This window comes from Arenibacter echinorum (genome assembly GCF_003259375.1).
GTDB lineage: Bacteria > Bacteroidota > Bacteroidia > Flavobacteriales > Flavobacteriaceae > Arenibacter > Arenibacter echinorum.
In genome coordinates this window covers 504,712-525,204 of the sequence record NZ_QLLN01000003.1, presented here as the reverse complement: position 1 = coordinate 525,204, position 20,493 = coordinate 504,712, and the positions used below count along the sequence as shown (strand labels likewise).

The 20,493-nt window shown below is 39.3% G+C and carries 19 protein-coding genes; 13 read left to right on the top strand and 6 right to left on the bottom strand.

Annotated features, from left to right (window positions below; genetic code table 11):
- The first annotated feature begins 136 nt into the window (after positions 1–136).
- From LV92_RS09365 to LV92_RS09350, 3 genes are all read left to right on the top strand, one after another.
- Entirely contained in the window at positions 137–592 is a 456-nt protein-coding gene (locus tag LV92_RS09365) for a DUF6146 family protein (protein WP_111623380.1), read from the top strand.
- 30 nt (positions 593–622) lie between these two features.
- Positions 623–943, top strand: coding sequence for a DUF6787 family protein (locus LV92_RS09360; protein WP_111623379.1), 321 nt, complete (start codon positions 623–625; stop codon positions 941–943).
- Between the two features lie 606 nt (positions 944–1,549).
- Entirely contained in the window at positions 1,550–3,829 is a 2,280-nt protein-coding gene (locus tag LV92_RS09350) for a TonB-dependent receptor (protein WP_111623377.1), read from the top strand.
- Between the two features lie 69 nt (positions 3,830–3,898).
- Here the strand turns inward: LV92_RS09350 and LV92_RS09345 are convergent, their stop codons facing one another.
- The 5 genes from LV92_RS09345 to folE form a co-directional block, all read right to left on the bottom strand.
- The gene (locus tag LV92_RS09345) at positions 3,899–4,774 is read right to left on the bottom strand and encodes a sterol desaturase family protein (protein ID WP_111623376.1); all 876 of its coding nucleotides are present in this window, start codon (positions 4,772–4,774) and stop codon (positions 3,899–3,901) included.
- A gap of 33 nt (positions 4,775–4,807) precedes the next feature.
- Positions 4,808–5,290 carry a monoheme cytochrome C gene (locus LV92_RS09340; RefSeq protein WP_111623375.1) on the bottom strand — a complete coding sequence of 161 codons (483 nt, stop codon included), beginning with the start codon at positions 5,288–5,290 and terminating at the stop codon, positions 4,808–4,810.
- The gene (locus tag LV92_RS09335; protein WP_111623374.1) at positions 5,291–6,511 is read right to left on the bottom strand and encodes a sulfite oxidase; all 1,221 of its coding nucleotides are present in this window, start codon (positions 6,509–6,511) and stop codon (positions 5,291–5,293) included. It lies immediately after the preceding gene.
- A 117-nt stretch (positions 6,512–6,628) separates the two neighbouring features.
- On the bottom strand, positions 6,629–6,931 hold the full coding sequence (locus LV92_RS09330) for a hypothetical protein (protein WP_111623373.1): 303 nt from the start codon (positions 6,929–6,931) through the stop codon (positions 6,629–6,631).
- Between the two features lie 74 nt (positions 6,932–7,005).
- The gene (folE, locus tag LV92_RS09325) at positions 7,006–7,605 is read right to left on the bottom strand and encodes a GTP cyclohydrolase I FolE (RefSeq protein WP_111623372.1); all 600 of its coding nucleotides are present in this window, start codon (positions 7,603–7,605) and stop codon (positions 7,006–7,008) included.
- Positions 7,606–7,810: 205 nt separating this feature from the next.
- Here folE and LV92_RS09320 point away from each other — a divergent pair, with 205 nt between their 5' ends.
- Genes LV92_RS09320 through LV92_RS09310 form a run of 3 tightly spaced genes read left to right on the top strand, consistent with a single transcriptional unit; the run spans position 7,811 to position 9,794 of the window.
- Positions 7,811–8,473 carry an ABC transporter ATP-binding protein gene (locus LV92_RS09320; protein WP_111623371.1) on the top strand — a complete coding sequence of 221 codons (663 nt, stop codon included), beginning with the start codon at positions 7,811–7,813 and terminating at the stop codon, positions 8,471–8,473.
- On the top strand, positions 8,470–9,033 hold the full coding sequence (locus tag LV92_RS09315; protein WP_111623370.1) for a CPBP family intramembrane glutamic endopeptidase: 564 nt from the start codon (positions 8,470–8,472) through the stop codon (positions 9,031–9,033). The genes LV92_RS09320 and LV92_RS09315 overlap by 4 nt, the downstream gene beginning before the upstream one ends.
- Complete coding sequence (locus LV92_RS09310) at positions 9,030–9,794, top strand: TIGR02757 family protein (protein WP_111623369.1); 765 nt, start codon at positions 9,030–9,032, stop codon at positions 9,792–9,794. Before LV92_RS09315 ends, LV92_RS09310 begins: the two co-directional genes overlap by 4 nt.
- 115 nt (positions 9,795–9,909) lie before the next feature.
- Here the strand turns inward: LV92_RS09310 and LV92_RS09305 are convergent, their stop codons facing one another.
- Positions 9,910–11,721: a glycoside hydrolase family 15 protein gene (locus LV92_RS09305; protein WP_111623368.1), complete on the bottom strand. Its 1,812-nt coding sequence runs from the start codon at positions 11,719–11,721 to the stop codon at positions 9,910–9,912.
- A 103-nt stretch (positions 11,722–11,824) separates the two neighbouring features.
- On the opposite strand from LV92_RS09305, the gene LV92_RS09300 reads away from it, so the two are divergent.
- The 7 genes from LV92_RS09300 (at position 11,825) to LV92_RS09270 (ending at position 20,477) form a co-directional block, all read left to right on the top strand.
- Complete coding sequence (locus tag LV92_RS09300) at positions 11,825–14,032, top strand: bifunctional alpha,alpha-trehalose-phosphate synthase (UDP-forming)/trehalose-phosphatase (protein WP_111623367.1); 2,208 nt, start codon at positions 11,825–11,827, stop codon at positions 14,030–14,032.
- A gap of 66 nt (positions 14,033–14,098) precedes the next feature.
- Complete coding sequence (locus LV92_RS09295; protein WP_111623366.1) at positions 14,099–15,280, top strand: MFS transporter; 1,182 nt, start codon at positions 14,099–14,101, stop codon at positions 15,278–15,280.
- 70 nt (positions 15,281–15,350) lie between these two features.
- Complete coding sequence (locus LV92_RS09290) at positions 15,351–16,682, top strand: M28 family peptidase (RefSeq protein ID WP_111623365.1); 1,332 nt, start codon at positions 15,351–15,353, stop codon at positions 16,680–16,682.
- 34 nt (positions 16,683–16,716) lie between these two features.
- Positions 16,717–17,505: a dienelactone hydrolase family protein gene (locus tag LV92_RS09285; protein ID WP_111623364.1), complete on the top strand. Its 789-nt coding sequence runs from the start codon at positions 16,717–16,719 to the stop codon at positions 17,503–17,505.
- Positions 17,502–19,124: a M1 family metallopeptidase gene (locus LV92_RS09280; RefSeq protein ID WP_111623615.1), complete on the top strand. Its 1,623-nt coding sequence runs from the start codon at positions 17,502–17,504 to the stop codon at positions 19,122–19,124. The genes LV92_RS09285 and LV92_RS09280 overlap by 4 nt, the downstream gene beginning before the upstream one ends.
- A gap of 3 nt (positions 19,125–19,127) precedes the next feature.
- Entirely contained in the window at positions 19,128–19,700 is a 573-nt protein-coding gene (locus LV92_RS09275) for a YdeI/OmpD-associated family protein (RefSeq protein ID WP_111623363.1), read from the top strand.
- Between the two features lie 42 nt (positions 19,701–19,742).
- Positions 19,743–20,477: an NYN domain-containing protein gene (locus LV92_RS09270; protein WP_111623362.1), complete on the top strand. Its 735-nt coding sequence runs from the start codon at positions 19,743–19,745 to the stop codon at positions 20,475–20,477.
- The last annotated feature ends 16 nt before the right edge of the window (positions 20,478–20,493 follow it).

Genomic DNA, 20,493 nt, shown 5'->3' with positions numbered 1-20,493 from the left:
TGTAACATAAATGGCTTTTTTTGTATCTTATAGGTAGGAAGTAGAGGATATGTAAGCACAGTGAATATCAGTTATTAAACCTGTAAAATCTGTGCTGTCACATATTTTATCTATGACTTTTGAAAATATATAAGCGATGAGAAAGATTATTTTTACCTTAGGACTTGCAATCCTTTTTGTTTTATCCTTGTACAATTGTAATAGTGCCAAGCAAGCTATTTCGGTTACGGACGAAGAGAAGGCAGCTTTCTCCCAAACGGAGGGAGACACTATTACCATCAAGGATGATAAAACGGAATACGAAATTATTATAATAGAGCCCGGCTTCGATTTTTGGCTTCAAAGTATTGCCAGGCCTGAAGGATATTATTCCCAGTCCTATCTGGAAAATAGGAATAGAATTATGGTAATAGAATGGAACCAAAGGGTAATGCAACCCTATAGATATAATTCCAATCTTTATGAGCTCCGAATCGATTACGACCCTAATATAGATTATGGGTATGAGGTAAATTATAAATTATACAACTACTTTATTTATTTTCAACGCAAATACAATCAAAGATTGGGACCATTTGTTCCCCGCGTTTAAAAAGTTATCTTTGTAATGATTTTTTAAGGTATGAAGAAATTAAAACAACGTTGGGGAGTAAGCTCCAATTTGCAGCTCGCTATAATTTTTATAGTATTCTCCATTACTGGATCATCTGCGGTCTTTGCTGCAAAGCCGTTTCTAAATTGGATAGGACTGAATAGGGAAAATTTTTCTCCTGATTTTCTATGGGGAGGCCTTATTTATTTAACTTTTAGAATATTGCTGATTTTTCCCATTTATCAATTCCTTTTGGTTATTTACGGATGGCTGTTCGGTCAGTTCAAATTCTTTTGGGAATTCGAAAAAAAGATGTTGAGCCGTATGGGCTTAGGGTTCATCTTAAAATAATTATACATTTCTTAACAATCATTTTGTTGGGATACCACTAGATTTGAATGGTGAAGATTTATTTGAGAAATATAACCTTTTCTTTTATTGCCGTCCTCTTGGTCGGTTTAATAATCCTTCCTTCCGTTTTAAAACTAAAACATGCCATCTTTGAGCACCATACCTTTATTTGTAAAGAAAAAGGTAAGTTGCATATACACGAAGTAGAATTGGATTGTGATTACCATAAATTCAACCTTACGCATTATTATACACATTTTCAACAGGAGTTTACCACATTTACAGTCATAGCAAAATCAAAAAAAATTATAAACTTTTATAATTTTTTAAGTAAATATCAGAAACTTCATTTCTCCAGAAGGGGACCTCCGTCCACTATATAACACGGGACTTATATAATTCTTGAACATGCTTAGAGTGTGCTCATGAGGCACTATAAAGAGGCGGCACAGTATATATTTTGATGTAGACAAGCCCATTCTGTAAGATACCTAGGCCTCTTGGAGGTTTTAAAGCCGCGGTATATAAGTAACAAGAAATTTTAAACAATACTTTGGAGGTGAATTGCCATTAGGTAGTTCTCGCCGTTACCTATAAAAAAAATAAATGAGAAATGTAATTCTGTCAATGCTCTGCATTTTGACATATATATCAGTAAATTCCCAAAATACCTTATCAGGGAAAATAATAAATAAAGAGAATCAGGAAGGTTTGGAACAGGTCTCCATATATTTTCCACAAATGGAAAAGGGTGGTATTACCGATAGTGACGGGAGGTACAAAATTGAAGCTTTACCAACGGGGACCTATAAAATAGTAGCCTCCTATATAGGTTTTCAAACTTTTTCTAGCAATATCACCATAGTGAAAGGCAGCAATACCTTGGAAATTTCATTGCTTCCAAGTGCCATTGAAATGGAAGAAGTTATTGTTTCCACCCCGTTCCATAAATTACAACGTGAAAACGTTATGAAGGTTGAGTTTGCAAAGATATCAGCCCTTAAGACCCAGGGAGCCCCTACCCTTGTGGAGGGTATAGGGACTATTCCCGGGGTGGATGTAGTTTCTACCGGTGTGGGAATAGGCAAACCAGTAATCAGAGGGCTTACTTCTAACCGTGTTTTGGTTTATACACAGGGTATTCGGTTAGAAAACCAGCAATTTGGGGCTGAACATGGTCTAGGGGTAAACGAAGCGGGAATAGAAAGTGTTGAAGTAATCAAGGGCCCTGCTTCATTATTATATGGATCTGACGCCATGGGGGGAGTACTTTATCTAAACCCGGAAAAATTTGCGGTGCCCAACAGCACTGAGGGCGATATAAACCTTAACTACAATAGCAATACCCAAGGTATAAGCAGTGGAGCTGGTATAAGAACTTCAGGGGAAAGATTTAAATATCTTTTACGTTTGGCAACCAATAACCACGTGGATTATTTGGGTGGAGATGGCAATAGGGTTACCAATTCCAGATTCAACGAAAAAGATTTAAAAGCGGGATTGGGTTACCAGGCAACCTCCTTTAAAAGTGAATTTAGGTATAATTACAACCAATCCAATATAGGGATTCCGGAAGAGGTAGGATTGCAGACCACCTCCAGGACACCCGATTTACCTTATCAGAAGTTGGACAATCATATTTTGAGTTCCAATACCAAAATATTCTTTAACAACTCCAATTTGGACATCACCTTGGGCTACATTGGAAATAATCGTAAGGAATTTGAAGACCACCATCACGAGGAAGACGAAGAAGATCATGAAGAAGAGGAAGAAGACCATGAAGAGGAAGGAGATGAAGAAGCTGCCTTGGACATGAAGCTCAATACCTTTAATTATAACCTGCTGTACCATCTCCCTAAATCGGGCAAGTTCGAAACTGTTGTTGGCTTACAGGGAATTTATCAAACCAATAAAAATTTTGGGGAAGAGATTTTAATTCCTGATGCAACAACCCAAGATATGGGGTTTTTGGGAACCACACATTTTCACCTCAACCAAAATAACGATTTTCAAGTGGGATTGCGCTATGACCACAGGCAAATAGACAGTGAGGCCTATGGTATTAGTGGGGAAGAAGGATATATTGCCCCTTTAAAACGAAACTTTAATAGCATTAATGGTGCCTTTGGATATAAAAACAATTTTTCGGAGCAATTCACCGGTAGAATCAATGTTGCTACAGGGTTCCGGGCTCCCAATTTGGCAGAACTCACCTCCTATGGTACACATGAGGGTACCAATCGGTTTGAAATAGGAAATTCAGACCTCAAGAACGAACAAAACCTTCAAGTTGATCTGTCATTGGAATTTCAAAATGAACATTATGAATTTTTTATAAATGGTTTTCACAACAGTATAAGGGATTATATTTTCATAGCACCCAGTGGAACCTTTATGGATGAAACCCCTGTTTACAACTATCTGCAACAAGATGCCACACTTTATGGAGGGGAAATTGGATTTCATCTGCATCCCCATCCGTACGATTGGCTGCATATAGAAAGTAGTTACCAGACGGTGTTCGGTGAATTGCAGACCGGTGACCCCTTACCTTTGATACCTGCCAATAAGTTGACAAATACTTTGAGGGTAGAGTTTAACAATGCTCAAGGATGGTTGCTTAGTTCCAATGCGTTTGTTTCCTTGAATACCACGTTTAAGCAGGGAAAAGTAAGCACTTTTGAAACAGTTACCCCTGGATACTCCCTTTTAAATGCCGGTTTAGGTGGGGATATTAAATTTCTAAAAAAATCGATGAATATCACTCTTAGCGCCAATAACCTACTGGACAAAAAATATATAGCTCATCTGTCCCGTCTAAAAAGTGAAGGTATTTTGAATATGGGTAGATCGGTTGTTGTGGGCCTAAACATTCTATTGTAAAAAACGTTTGCCAAAGAGGAGTCTTTATTCCAAATTGGGCGTAACAATTATTCCAATTATAAGAAATACCTACGGCTTAGGTCTTTTTAAGCCGTAGGTTAATTGTTTCCAAAATGAATTTGGGATTTTTTCATCCCCTGGAAAGCCCAGTTCAATAGTGCCACTATCCTCGGGTATATAATTGGTTTTAAAAATATAATCCCATAGACTTAGGCTAATTCCAAAATTAACCCCATATTTTCCAGCTGGTAAATCATGGGCATGATGATATAGATGCATTACCGGGTTGTTTAAAAAGTACTTTAAAGGACCCCAGGTTATTTTAATATTCGCGTGGTTGAAATGCCCAATGGCTATGGCAAAGAAATGGACAATATAGGCCTGTTCGGGTTCAAAACCGCCCAAGATCATTACCCCGAAAGTCTTTAAGGGTTTATAGAATACATTTTCCATCCAATGATACCTAAGATGAGCAGCAAAGCCCATCTCCTTTACACTGTGGTGTATTTGATGAAATTTCCACAAAAATGGATATTTGTGAAGCAAAATATGGGTAAACCACTGTACAAAATCCAAAATAAGAAAAAAGGTCAATAATTGAAGCCAACTGGGAAATTGTGACATATCAATAAGGGCTAGGCTACTTTGTCTAATTCCCAAATCGCTGAAAAGAAGGCCCAATAACTTGTAAAAACCACTTATGGCAATGGCGAAAAGGAAAAAATTGAAAAACATATAAAAACCATCCAACCAAAAATCCCTTCTGAAAATGGATTGATCCTTGCGCCAAGGAAACAAAATTTCTAGCATCCACACCACTAGAGAAATAATTATCAGCCCCCAAAAATAATTGGTATACCAGGGAACCTCGAATATTATGGATTTCCATGTCCAGTTCGCAGTTCCTACAATCGCATTGATGAAACCTTCAAAATATTTTTCCACGATCTCTTTCCTTTATATTTTACCCATGGTCCATTACTCCTCCAATGGAAACCACTCTATATTAGTCAGCGCTTCCCTCCTTCCCTTACTTTTGGGTGGGTAATTAGTGACCAAATAATTAACAATGATTTTTTCATTGGGTCCCAAATCCCATAAATTCTGTGTTTTTTGCATCCAGCGAATGGTCTCTATCCAACGCTCCTCGCTCATTCTGTTCTGAATGACCAATTGGGCGGAATGACAATTGGTGCAATTGTTGACTACCGTCATTAAACCCTCTCCATCCTTAAATCCGGTTCTTAGGTGGATACCATTTTCTATTTTGTCCCAGTCATCATCTTCCCGAGTCGTGCTAATTACTTCAGAATTGGGGGTATCCCCTTTAAAAGAAAAAGCCGATGGATCCATCATATAGGTAATTCCCAATACCCCTATAATTAATACTAGGACGAAAGAAACCACTATAACATTATAAAAGGACTTGACCTGCTGTCTAAATTTATCCTGTTTGCTCATTTAACTTACTTTTATGGCAATTCTATGGCATGCGTTATTCAAGTATCCTTTAGGGTTCCATCCCGGTAACAACATAGGCTGACTTACTCCATTGGAATCAGTGGCCCGCGCCCATACTTCGTAATATCCGGATTTTGGAAAACCTATGCTCGCCTTAAAATGTTGCCAAGCTAGGCGGTTTGCAGGTTTTTCCAACAAACATTCGGACCAGGTAGCTCCGAAGTCGATGGAATAGGATACTTTGGAAATTTCCAATTCCCCGGCCCAGGCATGCCCCCTTATATTAAGTTTCTTTCCCTTTGGGATCATGGCTCCGGATTTTGGGTAGGTTATTAAGGATTTCACGGGCATGGATTCTATAATGCACATGTCTTCATCCTTAACTTCTTCCCCAGGAGCAATAGGATTACAGGGCACCTTATAGGAGGTTCCCGTCATTTTTTCCCCATCATGGACTATGTTTCGCACGCTGATCCTATTTACCCATTTGCCCGAAGTGGACGCCGGCCATCCCCCACATACCAAGCGCAGGGGATAGCCATGTACCAAAGGAATATCCTCTCCATTCATTTTAAAGGCCAACAGGGTTTCATCCATCATAGCTTTGGAAATGGGAACCCCCCTTGAGATAGGTTCTTTGTTGGGATCTCTACTTAGGTGTTGGTCTGCGGCATGATAACCTATATACACGGCATCATCTTTAATGCCAACATCTTTAAGCACATCTTTTAATCGAACCCCTGTCCATGTTGCACAACCTATAGCCCCTATAGTCCATTGGTTTCCCTTGGCAGGCGGGTCGAATTCGCTCCTGCCATTGCCTCCGCATTCTATTGTAAGTTGATAGGTGTGATGGGCGAATTTTGATTTTAATTCTTCCAAGGTGAAAGTTTTCTTTTCTTTTATAGATTCACCATCAAAAGTTATTGTCCATTCCTTTACGTCAATATTTTCCGGAACCAGTCCATTGTTGCGGATAAACATATATTTGCTGGGAGTTATCCTATCGTCCAACAAATGGGCCACCGCCTCCATATTCCATGGTTTGCTGTTTAAGACTACCATTTCCTTATCCTTATGGAACATTTGGAATGGGTCTGGATCCTGAAGTCCCAGCAGGGTATAGTTTTCCGGAATTTTAGCCCCATATACAATATCTAGACCCAGTATTCCTGCCAAAGAACCTAAGCTGGTTTTTTTGACAAAATTTCTTCTTTTCATTTACTTTATATTATAATACTAGATAAATCTAAGAAAGATATAGGAAAACTTGAGTAACATTGGTCACTTAATAAATTTATACGGGTCTTACGGCACTTTAAAAACTTGATAATCATATTACTTGGCCGATATAAATTCTTCTTTTTTAACTGACTTAACAACATAAGTATAAAACCACATGATGGTAAAGGTTGGAACAATGTCCAGGCCAGGTAGCATTTCTTCAATAAAGGTTATTACCCCGGCCGCGCGTCCTATCTTGCCTTTGTACAATCTGGTCATTAGCCAACCGGCAACGGGAGCCCAGATGACGTCTGAAAACTCGCCGATTCCGGGAATAACAAAGGAGAGCATTCCTATTCCGTCAAAAAGCAATCCTAAAAATAGATTTCTTAATTTATGGTCTTTTAATGTAGACATATTTACAAATTAATTTACAGCTCTCTCGAATCAAATAAGATGCCAAAATCCTGAACCTTATATAGGGCATGGTCCTAAGATAATTTTGAACTTATCAATTTCAAAAATTCGTTCCTCGTTTCTATTTTCTCAAACTGTCCCCTAAAGCCCGAGGTAGTGGTTACCGAATTTTGTTTTTGTACCCCTCTCATCATCATGCACATATGCGAAGCCTCTATGACCACAGCTACACCTTGCGGTTTTAAGGTGTTGTTAATACACTCTAGGATATCATTGGTGAGTCTTTCCTGCACCTGTAATCGTCTTGCAAACACATCAACCACCCTAGGTATTTTGCTTAGGCCAACGATATGGCCATTGGGAATATAGGCTATATGGGCTTTGCCAAAAAATGGAAGCATATGGTGTTCGCACAAAGAATACACTTCAATATCTTTAATGATTACCATTTCATCATAAGATTCCTTAAACATGGCCCCTTTCAGAATTTCTACAGCATCCTGCTTGTAACCTTGGGTTAAAAAAAGCATGGCCTTCGCCGCTCTTTCCGGAGTTTTTATAAGTCCGTCCCTATTGAGGTCCTCCCCTATTTCCTTAATGATAGATGAGTATCTGGATTTGACCTCATCGGTAACTTCCAGATTGTATTCTTCCAAATTTCTATATTGTGTCATAAAAGTCTTATCCTAAAATTATCTCATTGTCGCCATCACAATATAATCATTACCATATTATAATAAAAAGAATATCATATCAGAATTTTTTCTACGGTCTTGTTTTTATTGCCTCCCATTAAAATGTATAATTATAGGTCTACTACAGAATAACTATTTTGTATTCTTCTTGGTAATGTTTACTTTCAACCCATAATTAAAAATGATGATCAAGGCTACGAATATCAATAAGTTTTACGGCAATCTCCAAGTGCTCAAAGGAGTTGATTTGCACATAAAAAAAGGAGAAGTGGTGTCTATTGTAGGCCCCTCTGGAGCTGGAAAAACTACACTCTTGCAAATACTTGGTACTTTGGATACCTTAAGCAATAAGAATGACAGCAGCTTGCTAATTAATGATGAAGACGTAACTAAATTATCGGATAAGGCTATGGCCAAATTTCGAAATAGCCATATCGGTTTTATTTTTCAATTTCATCAATTGTTGCCAGAGTTTACGGCCTTGGAAAACGTATGTATTCCGGCATTTATTAAAGGAACAAAAAAGGAAAAGGCAGAATTACGGGCTGCAGAACTTTTGGAGTTTCTGGGACTTTCCCATAGGTTGCAGCATAAGCCCAATGAACTCTCGGGGGGAGAGCAGCAGCGGGTAGCAGTAGCAAGGGCCTTGGTGAATAACCCTTCCGTAATTTTTGCGGACGAACCCAGTGGAAATCTGGATTCGGAAAGTGCTGATAATCTTCATAAATTGTTCTTTGATCTTCGGGATGCCTTTGGGCAAACTTTTGTCATTGTAACCCATAATGAGGAACTTGCCAATATGGCCGATAGAAAGCTAACCATGGTGGATGGTTCCATTTTGCGATGAAAATACTTGCCAAGCTCTGGAAATTTACAAAAGCTCCAGCTTATAGACGCTTGGACCATGCCCCCAATCCCTTAAAATTAAAGATTGTATTGGCCCTTCTGCAATGGGGTATTATAATTGGTGTATCTGTCGGTATATTTAATCAATGGTTGATAGGACTTCTGAAAATTGATCTTGGGGAACATGCCATTGAAAAATTTCTCGAGAATTATTTCCTAGTTCCGCTTTTCCTTATGGCAGTAGTTTTTGCTCCGGCAGTCGAGGAAATTTTGTTTCGAGGCCCGTTGATCTGGTTTAAGAATAAGAAATATTTCAAATATTGTTTTTATGCTTCTGTTTTATTATTCGCGGTCGTGCATATGTCCAATTTTGAACTTACTGGAGAGGTATATTATATTGCACCACTTTTAGTGGCACCACAATTGATCTTAGGCGTATTTTTGGGGTACGTTCGTGTTAAATTGGGACTTCTATGGTCTATTTGTTTGCATGCCATGTATAATGCGGTACTGATTACTCCCATACTTCTTTATAAATTTTTAAATTTCCCTTTGGAATGACGCAGGAAGAACTGAAAGAATTTTTGGATGCTAAGGTAGAACAATACAATCGCCCGGATTTTTTATCTACAGACCCTCTCCGGATACCACATAGATTTACAAAAAAAGAAGATATTGAGATTAGTGGATTCTTAACCGCTACTATTGCTTGGGGCAATAGAAAAAGTATCATCAACAATTCGGAGAGAATGATGGAACTGTTGGAGAATTCCCCTTTCGACTTTATAATGAACCATCAAGAGAAGGATCTGGAAAAACTTCAAGGATTTGTACATAGGACTTTTAATGGGGAAGACCTAACGTATTTTATACGTAGTCTAAACAATATTTATAAGCAACATGGTGGATTGGAGAAGACATTCGCCTTGCAAGGGGATATAACTTCCCTGCAAATGTCCATCTCGAAATTCAAGACCATATTCTTTGAATTGGACCATCAGCAAAGAACCACCAAACATGTTTCCGACCCACAAAAGGGATCTGCGGCCAAACGAATCAATATGTTCTTGCGCTGGATGGTAAGAAATAATAGCAGCGGTGTAGATTTTGGAATTTGGGATAGGATTTCACCTTCGCAACTGTCTTGCCCCTTAGATGTCCATTCGGGCAATGTAGCCCGTAAACTGGGCCTGATCCAGCGAAAACAGAACGACGGCAAGGCCTTGGCGGAATTGGACGCCAATCTAAGAAAATTGGATCCCCTTGATCCGGTAAAGTACGATTTTGCCTTATTTGGTCTGGGTGTTTTTGAGAAATTCTAAAGTCGATCAATTGTACTTGTACTCCCCAGCAAAGGTTTGTATAGCTGCAAGAATTCAAAAATTTCCAACCAATCCCTCACTGGATATTAATATTGTACTTATTTAACCAACTGCATCACTTTTCATGGTCCTGAAGTGATTCCAAAATTTCCATTTCACTGTGTTTTTTGGAGAAATTCATGGCACATTCTATCAGTGCCAAGTGCGAATAGGCCTGCGGGAAGTTCCCCAGAAGCCTTTTGGTCTTAAAATCTATATCCTCACTGAACAGGCCCAAATGGTTGCTGTAGCTTAACAATTGATCAAAATGTTTCATAGCCTTCTGTTCATGACCTATCTTAAACAGGCTATTGATGAACCAAAAGGTACAAATGGTAAAGGATGAGGAAGGCAGTCCAAAATCATCCTCATTTTTATACCTATATAACAAACCGTCATTGCAAAGTTCTTTTTCAATGGCCAGAACCGTGCTTACATATTTTGGATCTTTGGGATCAATAAAGCCGTAGGATTCCATCAATAAGACCGAGGCGTCCAAATGAGGTGAGCCATAGGACTGTGTAAATGCCTGTTTTTCTTCGTTCCAGGCGTGCTGATGGATATCTTCCCTGATCTGTTTTTCCAGAGTACGCCATTTATCCACTTTTCGCTTCTTACCAAAAAGTTCGGCCACTTTAATGGCCCTATCAATAGCCGTCCAACATAGAATTTTTGAAAATGTAAAATGCCTATCTTCGGTACGGAATTCCCATATCCCCTTATCGGCCTCTTGCCAATGCTTATTTACGATCCACACAATACCCTTGGTAATGCCCCAAAGCTCTTCCCCGTTTTCTATTTCCGTGTCAAATTTTTCCAATTGGGTATAAATGACATCCATAAGGATACCATAAATATCATTCTGTCGCTGCTTGTAAGCAGCATTACCAATTCTCACTGGTTTGGAACCCTTGTACCCTTTTAAATGGTCCAAAGTTTCTTCGGTCAACTTTTTTTCTTTGTTGATGCCGTACATGATCTGCAATTTCTCATCCTTGTCGGGGATAAGGTCAATTATAAATTGCAAATAGCGTTTGGCTATATTCTTATGTCCTAATTGGCCAACTACCTTTATAACCATGGAAGCATCCCTGATCCAGCAAAAGCGATAGTCCCAATTTCTGACCTCCCCTATGGTTTCCGGGAGAGAGGTGGTTGCAGCGGCGAGAACTGCCCCCGACTTGTCGTAACTCAACATCTTTAGGGTTAGGGCACTTCTTTTTATCTCGGCATCATATTTCTTGTAAGTTGGTGTCTTGCTGGACCAATTCAACCAGTAGACTTTGGTGCGCTCCAGTTCCAGATAAACCCTTTCCAAGGTTGGTTCCAATATCTTTTCATTATAACCTAGAAGAAAATAGCCATCGCTTTCCAGAACTATTTCCTTTTGCGACATGATATCCTCCTTGTTGAACGAAGTGTATAGAAAAAAGGTGTCAAATTTTACTTCATGGGTTAAACTGGCAATAAAACTTTCTTTGACATAGGTATTTGTTTTCCCCATGGCGTACTCCAATTTGGGATCGTACAATACCTTGAATACGGGATTACCGGAAATGTGTTTTATATAACGGATAATTTCCGGCGGTGCATTATAGCCTCCACCCGGCTTGTAATAGCGGGGCATAAAATCCTGTATTTCAAAACTATTTTCACCATCTGAAAATTTAGTAACCAAGATTGCGGTAAGGGGAATATACTTTTGTTCTATGGTGTAAGTATCATCCACTAGGATTTCAAAACTCCCTCCAATTTCGTCATCAAGAATTTTTGCAAATATGGAAGAAGAATCAAATTCCGGTAAACAACACCAATCCAATGAGCCCTTCTTAGAAATCAAAGCAGCACTTCTACAATTTCCTATTATACCGTAATCTAAATTATCCATATATCATTTTATTCTTTAAAAAACCTTTATTAGTAGGTTTTACACATCATTTTACCGAAATTTAAGGAAATTTAATGCGAATAACACTTAAAAAAAACAAATTATGGACAAAACTATCATAATCTCAAATAGACTACCCGTACAATTACAAATTGACAATGGAAGCATCACTGCAATTCCAAGTGTAGGTGGGTTGGCAACGGGTATGAAATCTGTTCATACGGGGGGTGATAGTTTATGGATTGGTTGGAGTGGATTGACGGATGAAGAGATTCCGGAAGGACTTGCTCCTGAGATTGACAAGGCATTGGCAAAACATGGTTCGTCCAAAGTAAATCTAACTTCAGAGGAGGTAGATGGTTTTTATTATGGGTTTAGTAACCGTACCATATGGCCTCTTTTTCATTATTTTTTGGAATATTCAGAGTTTGAGCTGGAAAGCTGGGAAACCTACAAAACGGTTAATCAAAAATTTGCGGATGCCATTTTGAAAGAGGCTGGGGAAAACGATACCATTTGGGTACATGACTATCAATTAATGCTGGTACCACAAATGGTTAGGGAAAAACGCCCAAATATTTCCATTGGTTTCTTTTTGCATATTCCCTTTCCATCCTACGAGATATTTAGAACCCTGCCTTGGCGTAAGGAAGTTCTTATGGGGTTGTTGGGTTCGGATTTGGTAGGTTTCCATACCTATGATTATGAACGGCATTTTTTAAGTTCTGTACGGAGGTTATTGGGGCTTGAGGTTAGTTTTAACGATATCTATTTAGAGGACAGGGTCATTAAAGTAGATTCTTTTCCAATGGGAATCGATTACAAGAAATTTAGCGAAGCCGCAAAAAAACATGATGAAAACAAAACCGGGGAACGATCAGAATTACAGCGCAGGCTGGATATGCACAAGGAATCGGACCCTGAGGCCAAATTCTTTTTATCTATAGACCGATTGGATTATTCCAAGGGGATTGCGAAAAGACTTAATGCCTTTGAATATTTTTTAAACAAATACCCTCAGTACAAGGAAAAGGTTAGACTTATTGTACTAGCGGTGCCATCAAGATCAAATGTGCCACAATATCAATTACTTAAAAAAGAAATAGACGAATTGGTCGGGAGGATCAATGGTGAATTCTCTACGGTAAGCTGGACGCCCATATGGTATTTCTACCGCTCCATGCCGTTCGAGAACCTAATTGATCTATATACGTCCAGCGATATTGCCTGGCTCACCCCTATCCGGGATGGGATGAACCTTGTAGCCAAAGAATATATTGCAACAAGAACCGATAAGACCGGCGTTCTTATCCTGAGTGAAATGGCTGGTTCTGCCAATGAAATGAATGAAGCCCTGCTCATAAATCCCAATAATTTTGAAGAAATTGCGGATACCCTGTACGAGGCCATCAATATGCCGGTAGAAGAACAACAGGCGAGAAATGCCATTTTACAAAAAAGATTGGAAAGGTATAATGTTGAAAAATGGGCCAATGATTTTATGACCTCTTTGCAAAATCAGAAACTAATAGACCATTCCTATAAGTCGCGCAGATTGTCCAATGATATTTTGGATGTCATAAAAAAGGATTATTTAAAAGCTAAAAAAAGATTAATGTTTCTGGACTATGACGGCACTTTAGCAGGATTTCACGGCGATCCCCAAAAGGCGAACCCGGATGAGGCATTATACAGTTTGTTGGATCGCATGTCCGCATTGGAAAACACGGATGTCTATTTAATTAGTGGTCGTGATAAGGACACCTTTACCAAATGGTTTTTGCCAAAGAAGTATAATATGATCGTGGAACATGGGGTGTGGATCTCTGAAAACGGGGAAGCTTTTAGAATGTTGGAGAATGTAAAAAAAGACTGGATGGAAAAAATTCACCCAGTATTGGAATCCTTTGTGGATAGGACCCCGGGTAGTTTCATTGAAGAAAAAAACTATTCCCTGGCATGGCACTACCGTAAGACCGATCCAGATTTTGGTCAAAAACGGGCCACCGAACTCAATACGGTACTAACAAGTCTGATAGCCAATGACGATTTGAGTATTCTTAACGGAAACAAGGTCATAGAAATTAAGAGCAGCAATGTAAACAAAGGTAGGGCAGCTATGCGCGTATTTTCACAAGAGGATTACGATTTTGTATTTGCTATAGGTGATGACTGGACCGATGAATTTATGTTTCAGGAATTACCGGAAAGCGCCATTACCGTAAAGGTGGGTCGGCAAAAAACCCAGGCCACTTATTATGTGGATAGCATTAAAAATGTCCGTGGACTTTTGGAGCATTTTATTGATTAAAAAAATAAAATCTTGCGTAATCAAATGTAGGTTGTTGCGACTATTTTTGATCATATCTGTTCTTACATGCCCTTTGTGAAGCCCAATAACAAACTGAAGTCGGGGTCGTATATACTCCCCATCATTATTGTTTCGCAATTTGCGTGTACCTCTTTGTGGTTTGCAGGGAACGCCGTTTTGGATGACCTTATCTTAAGTACTGGGTTGGGAACGGAAATTATTGGCTATGTGCTGTCTTCGGTTCAAATAGGTTTTATTTTGGGCACCTTGGTGTTTGCTATTTTTATGATTGCTGATCGCTATTCCCCTTCCAAAGTCTTTATGTTCAGTGCCTTCTCGGCTGCAATATGTAATATGGTGCTTCTGTTTCAGGACATTTCCAATACAACACTTTTTATGGCAAGATTAGGTGCCGGTTTTTTCCTTTCGGGCATATACCCTGTAGGGATGAAGATCGCGGCTGATTACTATGAAAAAGGCCTGGGCAAGGCCCTGGGATATTTGGTAGGTGCCTTGGTGTTGGGTACGGCATTTCCACATTTGCTACAAGGTTTGAAATTGAGCGAAGATTATACCATTGTCATTAAAATAACCACCTTCTTGACTATTCTAGGTGGGGCAACCATTTATTTTATGATCCCCGATGGTCCATTTAGAAAACCTAGTAAGGTGTTGCAACTAAAGGCTGGAATAGCACTTTTTAAGATTCCTGCCTTCAAGAAAGCGGCAATAGGCTACTTTGGGCATATGTGGGAACTATATGCCTTCTGGGCCTTCATTCCTTTTGCGATTAAAACTTACAATTCCACTCATAATAACCATCTTCCATTTTCCTTGTGGACATTTTCCATTATTGGTCTGGGCGGTATTTCATGTGCCATTGGCGGAAATTTTGCACTTAGATGGGGAAGTAGGAAAATAGCCGTAATTTCATTGATGCTTTCTGGCTTACTATGTGTGATCTCCCCATTATTTTTTCTAATGCCCTCGTACCTATTCTTATTGGCATTTTGCCTTTGGGGAATGTTTGTTGTTTCAGATTCGCCCCAATTCTCCACCTTGGTTGCGTCTGCAGTACCTTTGGAGTTAAAGGGTACAGCTCTTACCCTGGTAAACTGCATTGGTTTCTCCATAAGTATAATCAGCATACAATTGCTAACTTACTGGATGGAAGTTGTAGATTCCAGCTATATTTTTACTATTCTGGGCATAGGTCCTATCCTAGGAATATGGGCAATGCGAAAATGAGGACTTAACAAATAATTAAGAAGCTAATTTTACGGATAAACGTAAATTACCAAGTTAAAAACCAAGACGAATGCACAAATTTGCTATAGCTTGTATATTTCTATTCTCTTTTTGCTTAATTGGGCAAACAGACCAGCGCATCTATGATATAATGAGCAAGGTTTCGGCCGAAAGAATTAAAAAAGATGTCACCACTATGGTGAATTTTGGTACACGCCATACCTTGAGTGATACAATTTCCTATACCAGGGGAATAGGAGCAGCAAGACGATGGGTCAAAAGTGAGTTCGATAGAATTTCCAATAACTGCAATAATTGCCTTGAAGTAAGCTATCAAAGGGACCTGGTTAAAAAGGAAGAAAGCACTCGGATACCTAAGGATGTCTGGGTAGTTAATGTTATGGCCATTCAAAGGGGCACCACATATCCGGATCGCTATATTATTATGAGTGGGGATATTGATTCACGTGTCAGCGATGCCAATAATTACATTTCCGATTCGCCGGGCGCCAATGATAATGCCAGTGGAATGGCGGGGACTATAGAGGCCGCAAGGGTACTATCAAATTATAAATTTGAGAACAGTATAATATATCTAGGACTTTCAGGAGAGGAACAAGGTCTTTTTGGAGGCCAGGGCCTGGTAAAAAGTGCCAAGGAAAAGGGATGGGATATTATTGGAATATTCAATAACGATATGATAGGCAATATTAAGGGGGGAGATGGAATTATTAGCAATACCGATTTTAGGATTTTTTCCGAACCTGTGCCCCCTACAGAGACGGAAAGGGAAAGAAATATGCGCAGGTTTTATGGAGGGGAAGTGGACGGAATTTCCAGACAATTGGCTCGTTATGTTTATATGAACGTGAAAACCTATATGCCCGAAATGAACCCAATGATGATTTATAGATTGGATAGGTTTGGACGTGGTGGCCACCACCGCCCTTTTAATGATGCGGGCTATGCCGGAATAAGGATAATGGAGGCACATGAAAATTACACCCAACAGCATCAAGATATTCGGGTAGAAAATGGAATAGCTTATGGAGATGTTTTAGAACATGTAAATTTTGACTATGCCAAAAAATTGACATCAGTGAACGCCATTAATCTGGCTTCGTTGGCATGGGCACCCCCAGCTCCCAAAGAGGTAAGTATTGGGGGTATTGTAGAACCATCGGCAAAGTTTCAATGGAGCAAGGTGCCTGGCGTAACCGGATATAAAATTTATTGGAGGGATACCACTTCCTCTACTTGGGACCATAGCAGATTTGTTGGTGATGTTTCGGAATATACCTTGGAAGGTGTAGTGCTCGACAATTTTTTCTTTGGGGTGTCTGCAGTTGGGAAAAACGGTTTTGAAAGTGTAGTGGTGTTTCCCAATGCAATTTTAAAGTAAAAAAGGTAAAATAGGACAATTAGAACTAAATTTTATGAAATTAAATTTGAAATTATTTGTCCTCATGTTGGGCTTTAGTGGGATTTTAACGGCCCAAGGATCAAAGCAGCTTTCCGAAATCCCCATACATCAGGAATGGGTAGATTTCGAAAGGGATAACGGCAGCGTATTAAAGGCTTTGGTTGTACATCCTGAAAGCGGTACAGCTACCAACGCTGTCATAATAATTCACGAAAATTTGGGATTGAATGAATGGATTATGGCCTTTTCCAAGAAGGTGGCAGGCCAGGGATTTTTGGTAATTGCCCCAGATCTAATATCCAACAGCGTTGAGGGTGTTGAAAAAACGACCGATTTTGAGAATATAGATAAAGTGAGGGATGCCATTTATGCCCTGGACCAAGAGCAAGTAACAAAAGATTTGAACTTGGTCTATAATTACGTTAAAAATGACCCTTCCGTCAATGGGAAAATTTCGGTAGTTGGATTTGGTTGGGGAGGATCTCAGAGTTTTAGTTATGCGGCCCAAAACCCGGATCTGGAAAGTGTGATGGTTTATTACGGCACGGCCCCAAAGGATTTAACTACCTTAAAAAACATTAAATCTCCAGTCTACGGTTTTTATGGTGCGGCCGATAATAGGGTAAATGGGACAATTCCGGACACTGAAAAAACTATGAAGGATTATGGTAACCTTTATTCTTTTGACATATATGAAGACGCAGGCCATGCTTTTATGAGCAGGGGTGCCGAAGAAGCTTATGGACCAAATAATATGGCTTACGAGAAGTCATGGAAGAAATTAATAACTCTTTTAAAATGAAAAAAATAACAACAACATTGTTGTTGGCTATTGGACTTTCCGCCTATGCGCAACAACCAAATTATACTGAACAGGACTCACTAAGAGGTAGTATTACCTTGGAGCGCTCTTGGTGGGACCTTAATTTTTATAATTTGAGTGTTGAGGTGAAACCGGAGGATAAATTCATTTCGGGGAGTAATATAATTCGCTATACTGTATTGGAAGAAAAGCAGTTGCTGCAGGTAGACCTTCAACCACCTTTAATTATTGAAAAGGTCACACAAGATGGAGAAAATTTAAAATGGGAATCTAATGGGAATGCCCATTTTGTCACCCTTAAGAAGCCACAATTGAAAGGGGACATTAATGAAATAAAAGTGTATTACTCTGGTCATCCCAAAGAGGCGGTCCGAGCCCCATGGGACGGAGGTTTTTCATGGAAAAAAGATAACAATGGCAAACACTTTGTAGCCACTTCCTGTCAAGGTCTGGGAGCCAGTGTTTGGTGGCCAAATAAGGACCATATGTACGACGAGGTAGATAGCATGGCCATAAACATCACAACTCCAAAAGACTTGATGGATGTCTCCAATGGCAGGCTTCTAAAAGTGGAGGAAAAAAAAGATAGCAATACCTATCATTGGTATGTGGCCAATCCCATCAACAATTATGGGGTAAATATTAATATGGGCGATTATGTCCATTTTGGCGAAATCTATCATGGGGAAAAGGGAAAATTGGCGATGGACTATTATGTGCTTCGGGACAATGAGGAAAAAGCAAAAGAGCAGTTTAAACAGGCTCCAATGATGATGGAGGCCCTAGAGCATTGGTTTGGCCCCTACCCTTTTTACGAAGACGGCTATAAGTTGGTGGAAGTACCATACCTGGGGATGGAACATCAAAGTTCGGTTACCTACGGTAATCAGTTCAAGAATGGATATTTGGGCAGCGACGTTTCAAAAACGGGTTGGGGCCTAAAATTCGATTTTATACTTATCCATGAATCGGGTCATGAATGGTTTGCCAATAATATAACTTACAAGGATATAGCAGACATGTGGGTCCATGAGGGCTTTACCGCTTATTCGGAAAATTTGTATGTGGATTACCACTTTGGTAAAGAAGCCGCATCGGACTATGTTATTGGTACTAGGAACAACATTCAAAACGACAAGCCAATCATTGGTATCTATGACGTTAATCAAAAAGGTTCTGGGGACATGTACTCCAAGGGTGCCAATATGCTGCATACCATAAGGCAACTGGTGGACAATGATGAAAAATGGCGGATCATTTTGCGAGGTCTCAATTCGGAGTTCTACCATAAGACAGTAACTACAAAACAGATAGAAGAATATATCAGTAGGACTTCTGGTATAGACCTTGCCCAATTTTTTGACCAATATCTACGTACCGCTAAGTTACCAGTGCTGGAATACCAGGTAAAAGGAAAACAACTGAGTTATAGATATACCAACATTGTAAATGGTTTTGATATGCCTCTAAAAATCAATGTAAACGGTACTGAAGACTGGTTTTATCCCACCTCCGATTGGAAATCCAAATCTTTTAAAAAGGATGTACTATCGGTAAATGTGAATAGGAACTTTTATGTTGAACATAAGAAAATTTAATTCTTGAAAGAAATTGAACAATTTTATTTTAAATCGGACGTCGAATGGCGCGCTTGGTTAGAGACCAATCACGCCAACAGTAATGGTGTACATCTCATTTTTTACAAAGTAGCCCATGAAAAGGATAGTATGCGTTGGGAAGATGCTGTAAAGGTTGCCCTGTGTTTTGGATGGATAGACAGTACGGTCAAAAGCCTTGGGGAAGGAAAACGACGGCAATATTTTTGCCCCAGAAAGCCAAAAAGTGTTTGGAGTAAACTAAACAAAACCTATATTAAAGAACTCAAAACTCAGGGAGAAATGCATTCAAGTGGAGTGGCGAAAATTAAGGAGGCAAAAGTGGATGGTTCCTGGAATGCTATGGACGATGTTGAAAATGGCGTTATCCCAGAGGATTTGCAACTTGCATTCGATGTGGAGCCGACAGCCTATGTTAACTATCAGGGTTTTGCCGTCAGTTATAGAAAAAGCTATCTTTATTGGCTTTACCAAGCCAAGCGGGAAGAAACAAGGCAGAATCGGATAAGGGACATTATATCGCTTTGCAAAAAAAATAAAAAGGCGCGCGACCAATAAATGGTTAGCTTCGTAAAAATCTAAAAACAATAATTCATTAAAATGGACATAAATCTAGCAGTATTAATAGACGGTGACAATATTCCCTCTGCCTATGTAAAGGAGATGATGGAGGAAATTGCCAAATATGGCAACCCCACCATAAAAAGAATATATGGTGACTGGACCAATCCCAAATTGTCCAAATGGAAGAATTTGTTGTTGGAAAATGCCATAACCCCAATTCAACAATATGCTTATACCACGGGCAAAAATGCTACCGACTCTGCTATGATCATTGATGCCATGGATATTTTGTATTCCAATAAGGTCAGTGGTTTTTGTATTGTTTCCAGCGATAGCGATTTTACCCGATTGGCCACTAGGTTAAGGGAAGCCGGTATGAACGTGATCGGAATTGGGGAAAAGAAAACCCCGAACCCCTTTATTGTAGCATGTGATAAATTTATTTATATTGAAATCCTGAAAAACCAAACAGAGGAAAGTTCCTCTGAAACTACAGATAGCAAAAGGGCTAAGAAAGACAATGTGGACAAAATTACCCAAAAGGAAATTAAGCTTATTGCTTCCACTATTTCCGATCTTGCCGATGATGATGGTTGGGCTTTCTTGGGAGATGTTGGTAGTCTTCTTCAAAAAAAGCAGCCCAATTTTGATTCGCGAAATTATGGTTTTCAAAAATTGACGCCATTGATAAAGTCCATTAAAAACTTTGAAATAGACCAACGCGAAAATGTTAAGGGACGGTTTAAATTAATTTACGTTAGAAACAGGTAGATCCCTTATTTTTCAG

What these genes read in the sequence shown, in the direction of transcription:
- LV92_RS09360 (WP_111623379.1), top strand. Translation starts at nt 623, where the DNA reads ATGAAGAAATTAAAACAACGTTGGGGAGTAAGCTCCAATTTGCAGCTC.
- LV92_RS09300 (WP_111623367.1), top strand. Translation starts at nt 11,825, where the DNA reads ATGGACAAAACTATCATAATCTCAAATAGACTACCCGTACAATTACAA.
- LV92_RS09330 (WP_111623373.1), bottom strand. Translation starts at nt 6,931, where the DNA reads ATGTCTACATTAAAAGACCATAAATTAAGAAATCTATTTTTAGGATTG.
- LV92_RS09285 (WP_111623364.1), top strand. Translation starts at nt 16,717, where the DNA reads ATGAAATTAAATTTGAAATTATTTGTCCTCATGTTGGGCTTTAGTGGG.
- LV92_RS09295 (WP_111623366.1), top strand. Translation starts at nt 14,099, where the DNA reads ATGCCCTTTGTGAAGCCCAATAACAAACTGAAGTCGGGGTCGTATATA.
- LV92_RS09365 (WP_111623380.1), top strand. Translation starts at nt 137, where the DNA reads ATGAGAAAGATTATTTTTACCTTAGGACTTGCAATCCTTTTTGTTTTA.
- LV92_RS09270 (WP_111623362.1), top strand. Translation starts at nt 19,743, where the DNA reads ATGGACATAAATCTAGCAGTATTAATAGACGGTGACAATATTCCCTCT.
- LV92_RS09310 (WP_111623369.1), top strand. Translation starts at nt 9,030, where the DNA reads ATGACGCAGGAAGAACTGAAAGAATTTTTGGATGCTAAGGTAGAACAA.
- LV92_RS09320 (WP_111623371.1), top strand. Translation starts at nt 7,811, where the DNA reads ATGATCAAGGCTACGAATATCAATAAGTTTTACGGCAATCTCCAAGTG.
- LV92_RS09335 (WP_111623374.1), bottom strand. Translation starts at nt 6,511, where the DNA reads ATGAAAAGAAGAAATTTTGTCAAAAAAACCAGCTTAGGTTCTTTGGCA.
- folE (WP_111623372.1), bottom strand. Translation starts at nt 7,605, where the DNA reads ATGACACAATATAGAAATTTGGAAGAATACAATCTGGAAGTTACCGAT.
- LV92_RS09305 (WP_111623368.1), bottom strand. Translation starts at nt 11,721, where the DNA reads ATGGATAATTTAGATTACGGTATAATAGGAAATTGTAGAAGTGCTGCT.
- LV92_RS09315 (WP_111623370.1), top strand. Translation starts at nt 8,470, where the DNA reads ATGAAAATACTTGCCAAGCTCTGGAAATTTACAAAAGCTCCAGCTTAT.
- LV92_RS09340 (WP_111623375.1), bottom strand. Translation starts at nt 5,290, where the DNA reads ATGAGCAAACAGGATAAATTTAGACAGCAGGTCAAGTCCTTTTATAAT.
- LV92_RS09350 (WP_111623377.1), top strand. Translation starts at nt 1,550, where the DNA reads ATGAGAAATGTAATTCTGTCAATGCTCTGCATTTTGACATATATATCA.
- LV92_RS09290 (WP_111623365.1), top strand. Translation starts at nt 15,351, where the DNA reads ATGCACAAATTTGCTATAGCTTGTATATTTCTATTCTCTTTTTGCTTA.
- LV92_RS09280 (WP_111623615.1), top strand. Translation starts at nt 17,502, where the DNA reads ATGAAAAAAATAACAACAACATTGTTGTTGGCTATTGGACTTTCCGCC.